Source organism: Rathayibacter tanaceti (assembly GCF_001634385.1).
Taxonomy (GTDB): Bacteria; Actinomycetota; Actinomycetes; order Actinomycetales; family Microbacteriaceae; genus Rathayibacter; species Rathayibacter tanaceti.
This window is the reverse complement of record NZ_LIIN01000147.1, coordinates 1-6,090: the sequence shown is the minus strand read 5'-3', so window position 1 is coordinate 6,090 and position 6,090 is coordinate 1. Positions and strand designations below refer to the sequence as shown.

Below are 6,090 nucleotides of genomic sequence, written 5' to 3'. Positions count from 1 at the left end.
GGGAGGCTCCGCGGTGCCGTCGAGAGTGGCGCCCGGGAACGCGGTGCGGCCGCTCGCCGCAGCGCTCAGCGGCGGACCGTTCTCGACCGCGTGCGCCATCTGCAACACCTCGAGGCGGAACCGTGCTCGATCGCCCGAGGCGGTGCGGGCCCCGCCGAGGAGCCGGACGCTCGGAGACGCGCGAGGAGCGCCTCCCCACCGCCCCGTCGGATGATCGCCGCCATGATCCCCCCTGTCTGTCTGCCGTGTGGCTGTCTGTCTGCCGTGTGGCCTCGGTCCCAGCCTGCTCGGCCGGCGCGACCCGCGCTCGACTGTGACGAGCCGTTGCCGCAGACGTCGCTGCGTGACGAACCTCCGGGCGGACAGCCGCCGCGTGGAGAGGCAGCGCGGAGGACTGCGCTGGGAGACTGCGCTGGATGACGGCTCCGCGCTCCGCCCGCGCCCGTCACCCGCCACGATGGAGGAACGATCGAGAGGGCACCATGACCGTTCATGTTCTGCACGACAACCCGGAGTGGCTGCCGCCGTTCCGCCGCGCGTTCGAGCAGGAGGGGGTCGAGCTGCGCGAGTGGCTCCTCGACGACTCCGCGACGATCGAGCTCTCGGAGGAGCCTCCGGCCGGAGTCTTCTGGTCTCGGCTCAGCGCGTCGGCGCACACCCGCGGCCGGCCGCGGGCGAAGGAGACGGGTCGGGGCCTCCTCGCGTGGGCCGAGGCCTCGGGGCACCGCGTCGTCAACGGACGCCGTGCTCTCGAGCTCGAAGTGAGCAAGAGCGCGCAGCACGCGGCGCTGAAGGCCGCCGGCATCGACGTGCCCCGCACGATCGCCGTCCTGGGCCGCGAGCAGCTCGCTGCAGCGGCCGAGCGCGTCGGCGGTCCGCTGATCCTGAAGCACAACCAGGGCGGCAAGGGCCTCGGCGTGCGCGCCTACGAGACTCCCGCCGACGCCGTGGACGCCGACCTCGACGACTCCGTCGACGGCATCACCCTGGTGCAGGAGCGGCTCCTGCCCGTCGAGTCGTTCGTCACCCGTGCCGAGTTCGTCGGCGGCCGCTTCGTCTACGCCGTCCGGGTTGACACCTCGGCCGGCGGCTTCGAGCTGTGCCCCGCCGACGCGTGCGAGGTCGGATCCGGCTCCGCTCACGAACCATTCGAACTACGGCCGGAGATCACCGCCGAGCACCCGCTGATCGCGCGCCTCGCGCCGCTCCTGCCCGCCCTCGGCATCGATGTGGCGGGAGTGGAGTTCATCGAGACGACCGACGGCCGCACGGTGTCTACGACGTCAACACCAACACGAACTACAACCCCGCGGTGGAGGCGGTGGCCCCGGTGTCGGGGCCGCGGAGCATCGCCCGCTTCGTCGGTGCGCTCGCCCGGGAGGCGTAGGCCCCGCCACCCCGTCTGCGGACGCCGCGGCCCGGACGTCACGAGCCTTCACACGCCGGAGCCCGCCTCCGCACCGCCGCTACGGTGAGAACGATCCGACACGAGTGCGATCGCGCACCCCGACTCCCGTGAGGCACCATGACTTCTCGTCCCGACCGCATCCCCACGTCGCACGCCGGGAGCCTTCCCCGCACGCCGGAGCTGATCGCGGCGAACGAGTCGCGCCGCATCGCGGCCGACGGCTTCACCCTTGAGCGCACGCCCGAGTTCGACGGCCTGCTGGCCGAGGCTGTCGACGGGCTCGTCCGCCGCCAGGTCGAGACCGGCATCACGATCCCGGGCGACGGCGAGTTCGGCAAGGCGATGTCGAGCGCGGTCGACTACGGAGCATGGTGGTCCTACTCGTTCCAGCGGGTCGCCGGCCTCTCGGTCACCGAGGAGTCGATCTTCAGCTCGCAGCCGGTGCGCTCCGAGCCCGGCCGGGTGCGGCTCACCTCGTTCCCGGACCGGCGCGACTGGACGATCTTCCGCGACGCCTACACCGACCCCGACAGCGGCATCTCGACGGGCAAGAACGCCACCGCGTTCCCGTCGACCACCGGCCCCCTCTCATACATCGGTCAGGAGGCGGTCGCTGCCGACGCGCGGAACCTCCGCTCGGCCCTCGACGCCGCCGGCATCGCGGACGGCTTCCTCACCTCCCTCTCCCCGGGCAGCGGTGCGCGCATCCACAACGCGCACTACGCCAGCGAGGAGGAGCACATCTGGGCCTGGGCCGACGTGCTGCGGGAGGAATACCGCGCCGTCATCGACGCCGGGCTGATCCTCCAGATCGACGACCCCTCGATCGCCGAGAACTGGGACCAGATCAACCCGGAGCCCTCCCTCGAGGACTACCGCACCTTCACCCGCATCCGCGTCGAGGCGCTCAACCACGCGCTGCGCGGCCTCCCGCAGGACCGCATCCGCTTCCACCTCTGCTGGGGCAGCTGGCACGGACCGCACACCACCGACATCGAATTCCGGCACATCGTCGACCTCATGCTCGAGATCGATGCCGGTTCCTACTCCTTCGAGGCCGCGAACGCCCGGCACGAGCACGAGTGGACGGTCTGGGAGGACGTCGCCCTGCCCGAGGGAAAGGTCATCGTCCCCGGAGTGGTCGGCCACGCGACGAACGTGGTCGAGCATCCCGAGCTGGTCGCCCAGCGCATCGAGCGCTTCGCCTCGGTCGTCGGCCGCGAGCGCGTCGTCGCCGCGACCGACTGCGGGCTCGGCGGGCGCATCCATCCGCAGATCGCGTGGGCGAAGCTCGATTCTCTCGCCCGCGGCGCCGAGATCGCCTCCGCGAACCTCTGGCGCTGACGGCCTCAGCTCGCGAACTCCTCCGGCCAGCCGAGCTCGGCCAGCGAGCGGCGCACGCGCTCAATGTCCTCGTCCGAGGGCAGCTCGGAGGTGACTCCGGCGATGGCGGTGCCCACATCGGCTCGGCTCGCGGAGGCGTCGGCGGCGAGCCCTGCGGCCACCTCCGCCACCTCCTCGTCGCTGAGCCGACGGCGCAGCAGCGCGAGCAGCGGCACGAAGTCCTGCTCCGGCAGCCCGGAGGGGTACCCCGCGCGCAGCCAGCGGACGATGCGGGTGACCAGGCCCGCCCGTGTGTCCGGCTCGGCGAGCGACTCCGGACCGGCGAGCGGCCAGCCCGCGCTGGCGAGACGCGCTGAGCGCGCGCGATGTCCTCGGGCAGGGCGGGCCCGAGCAGCAACTGCTCGATGGTCTCGCGCACGACGGTCGGCGAGACGACGGTCTCGGCCCGCTCCGACTCCGAGAGGAGCCGCGCGACGACCTGCTCGACCTCATCGGTCGTCAGGCTCCGGCGCAGCAGGCCCAACAGCGGAAGGTAGTCCTGCTCGGGCACTCCCGAGGGGTAGCCGGCGCGGAGCCAGGCGACGACGCGCGAGACGATCCCCTCGCGCGCCGCGATCGGATCGGTCGAGTCCATGCTCAGCCCTTGGGCGTGAAGGTCGGGAGGAGGTGCTCGAAGCTCACCGACTGGCCGAGGCCCGTGGCGATGATGATGCTGAGGCCGATGGCCACGGCGGCGAGGACGAGCGCGAAGCACAGCACGCCGACCCCGCGGAGAATCGGGGCGGGCAGCCCGCCGGCCCCGTCGGGAGCACCCGCGACGGCGAACGAGCGGACTCCGAGTGCGAAGAGCACCGGCAGGCCCGCTCCGAGGAGCACGGCGACGAGGGCCACCTGGCCGGCGGCGGAGAGGAAGAGGGAGAGCACGGTGCGGTTCCTTTCGCTCAGACGTCGGCGGTCTCGGGCGCGGGACGGCCCGCGTCCTGCCACTCGTCGTTGACGTTGTGTGCGCCGATGCTGTCGCGGCGCGAGCGGACGTAGATGGCGGTGGCGACCACGACGAGTACCGCGGCCATCAACAGACCGCCGGCCGCACCCTGCACGAGGTGGCCGATCCACCACATCACGGCGCCGACCAGGGCGGCCGCCGGGAGGGTGATGACCCAGGCGACGACCATGCGCAGTGCGACCCGCCAGCGCACCTGGGCGCCGGGTCGGCCCACTCCGGAGCCGAGGATCGAGCCGGTGGCCACATGCGTGGTCGAGAGGGCGAAGCCGAGGTGGCTCGAGGCGAGGATCACCGCGGCCGACGAGCTCTCCGCCGCCATGCCCTGCGGAGTGTCGATCTCGACCAGGCCCTTGCCGACGGTGCGGATGATGCGCCAGCCGCCGATGTACGTTCCGAGCGAGATGGCCAGCGCGCAGCTGAGTTTCACCCAGAAGGGGACCGACGCGGTGTCGCTCCAGCCACCGGCCGCGATCAGCGCCAGCGTGATCACTCCCATCGTCTTCTGCGCGTCGTTGGTGCCGTGCGCGAGCGAGACGAGGGAGGCGCTGCCGATCTGGCCGATGCGGAACCCGCGGTGCAGGCTCTTCTCGGCGAGGTTGCCGATCACGCGGAACACGAGCCACGTGCCGATGGCCGCGACGGCTCCGGCAAGCAGAGGCGACATCAGCGCCGGCAGGATCACCTTGCCGACGACGCCGTCGAGCTTGGTGCCGTCTCCCGCCCAGTTGACGCCGTTGACGCCGAGACCGGCGAGCGCTGAGCCGATCAGCCCGCCGAAGAGGGCGTGCGACGAACTCGACGGCAGACCCAGCAGCCAGGTCAGCAGGTTCCAGACGATCCCGCCGATCAGCCCCGCGAGCACGATCAGCAGCAGCGCGGATCCGCCGCCCTCAAGCAGAGCGGGGTCCGGTGCGCCGGTCGAGTCCTGGATCTTGACCACCGCGTTGGTGACCGTGAGGGCCACCTCGATGCTGAGGAAGGCGCCGACCAGATTGAGTGAGGCGGAGAGCGCGACGGCGGTGCGGGGCTTGAGCGCGCCGGTCGCGATGGACGTGGCCATCGCGTTCGCCGTGTCATGGAAGCCGTTGGTGAAGTCGAAGGCCAGGGCCGTGACGACGACGAGAGCGAGCAGGATGAAGGGATCCACGCAGACATGATGCTCCCGCGCAGAGCGCTCGAGCGGCCTGCCGGCGATGCTTCACCGAGTGTTCACCTCGCCGGAGCCGCGCGCCCGGGTATCCTGTGCGCTTTCTCAGGCGCGGGGCGTCAGCGCTCCGCGCGCGGCAGCGGAGGCGTGAGGTCGGGGGTGTGCGCGGGGTCGGAGTCGGGGGTCGCGGCCTCGGAGGCGGCACGAGCGGCGCCTGGAGCGCTGTCCGCGGTCGCATCGCCGGGTGCCTCGTCCGCCGCAGGACTCGGCAGAGGGGGCGTCAGGTCCACCGCAGCCTCGGGAGCAGTCGGCGCCGCCGCGTGCTTCGCTGCCGACGGACGCTCGGCCGCCGCGGCCTTCGCCAGCGCCTTCTCCTGCGTGCGCCGGAGCTTCTCCGTCTGCTCCGCCAACCTGCGGGCCTTCACGCGCAGCTTCTTGCTGGAGTCGCGGACCGCCTCGTGCGCCGCACGCACCGACTTCTCGGCCTTCTTCAGCGCCTTCTTCGCGCGCTTCTGCGCCGCCCTGTCCTGCGCCGCCCTGTCCTGCGAACCCTTGCCAGTCCCGGCCATGTCCCGCTCCTCCGCTCGTCGGCCGCTCGGCCGTCCCCTCCACGCTAGCGACCGACGCGCCGGAGGGGACCGGCTGGCGAGGAGCCTCCGCCCGCGGTAGTGCGCGACGGCCTGGGAGTCGCAGCAGAGTGCGCCCGCGCGACGCCCGCGTTCGGCAAGCTGGGGGCATGGTCTTCCAGCAGAACCCCGGCGATCTCCTCGGACACACGCCTCGGCGTCGGCCGGTGCGCGGCCCCAAGCGCGACAGGTGGATGTGGTGGCGCCTCGGCTCCGGAGCCGCCGCGACCGCCGCCGGCCTGATCGCGCTCCTCGTCTTCACCGCGCCGCGCTGAGCGCCCACCCCTTCGCCGCGGCCGTCGATCTCTTCCGCGCCCGCCGATCTCTTCTGCGCCCGCTCGACTCCGGAGCCTTCTCTCAGCCGCAGTCCGGAGGAACGCGGGTAGCTTAGAGGGTCGCGTCGGCCTGGCCGCGCGAGATCCCCCGCGCCCCACCCGCCGCTCCCGCCTCCCCCTCGAGCGTCGGCAGACCTGGAACCCCCCTCTGCATGCACCGATCCGATCGCGCCTCGACCCCCTCCCCCGCAGGAGCCGAGACCGGCACCCCGTCCGCCCTCCCG

7 protein-coding genes and 1 pseudogene are annotated in these 6,090 nt (G+C 72.4%); 3 read left to right on the top strand and 5 right to left on the bottom strand.

What is annotated here, in order from left to right; translation table 11 throughout:
- The first annotated feature begins 482 nt into the window (after window positions 1-482).
- On the top strand, window positions 483-1,475 hold the full coding sequence (locus ACH61_RS13520; protein ID WP_330220178.1) for an ATP-grasp domain-containing protein: 993 nt from the start codon (window positions 483-485) through the stop codon (window positions 1,473-1,475).
- A 50-nt stretch (window positions 1,476-1,525) separates the two neighbouring features.
- Window positions 1,526-2,752, top strand: a complete 1,227-nt coding sequence (locus ACH61_RS13515) for a cobalamin-independent methionine synthase II family protein (protein ID WP_068212942.1) — start codon at window positions 1,526-1,528, stop codon at window positions 2,750-2,752.
- A gap of 5 nt (window positions 2,753-2,757) precedes the next feature.
- Here ACH61_RS13515 and ACH61_RS18555 read toward each other — a convergent pair whose 3' ends face one another.
- From ACH61_RS18555 to ACH61_RS13495, 5 genes and pseudogenes are all read right to left on the bottom strand, one after another.
- Window positions 2,758-2,985, bottom strand: coding sequence for a DUF3349 domain-containing protein (locus tag ACH61_RS18555; RefSeq protein ID WP_236713692.1), 228 nt, complete (start codon window positions 2,983-2,985; stop codon window positions 2,758-2,760).
- A 179-nt stretch (window positions 2,986-3,164) separates the two neighbouring features.
- Window positions 3,165-3,386, bottom strand: a pseudogene (locus ACH61_RS18550) (DUF3349 domain-containing protein); the annotation flags it as partial.
- 2 nt (window positions 3,387-3,388) lie between these two features.
- Window positions 3,389-3,676 (bottom strand): hypothetical protein, encoded by a 288-nt coding sequence (locus ACH61_RS13505; protein ID WP_068212936.1) that lies wholly within the window; start codon window positions 3,674-3,676, stop codon window positions 3,389-3,391.
- A gap of 17 nt (window positions 3,677-3,693) precedes the next feature.
- Window positions 3,694-4,905, bottom strand: coding sequence for an inorganic phosphate transporter (locus tag ACH61_RS13500; protein WP_068212933.1), 1,212 nt, complete (start codon window positions 4,903-4,905; stop codon window positions 3,694-3,696).
- Window positions 4,906-5,024: 119 nt separating this feature from the next.
- Window positions 5,025-5,474: a hypothetical protein gene (locus ACH61_RS13495; RefSeq protein ID WP_068212930.1), complete on the bottom strand. Its 450-nt coding sequence runs from the start codon at window positions 5,472-5,474 to the stop codon at window positions 5,025-5,027.
- A gap of 167 nt (window positions 5,475-5,641) precedes the next feature.
- Here ACH61_RS13495 and ACH61_RS17525 point away from each other — a divergent pair, with 167 nt between their 5' ends.
- Complete coding sequence (locus ACH61_RS17525; protein ID WP_158286138.1) at window positions 5,642-5,806, top strand: hypothetical protein; 165 nt, start codon at window positions 5,642-5,644, stop codon at window positions 5,804-5,806.
- The last annotated feature ends 284 nt before the right edge of the window (window positions 5,807-6,090 follow it).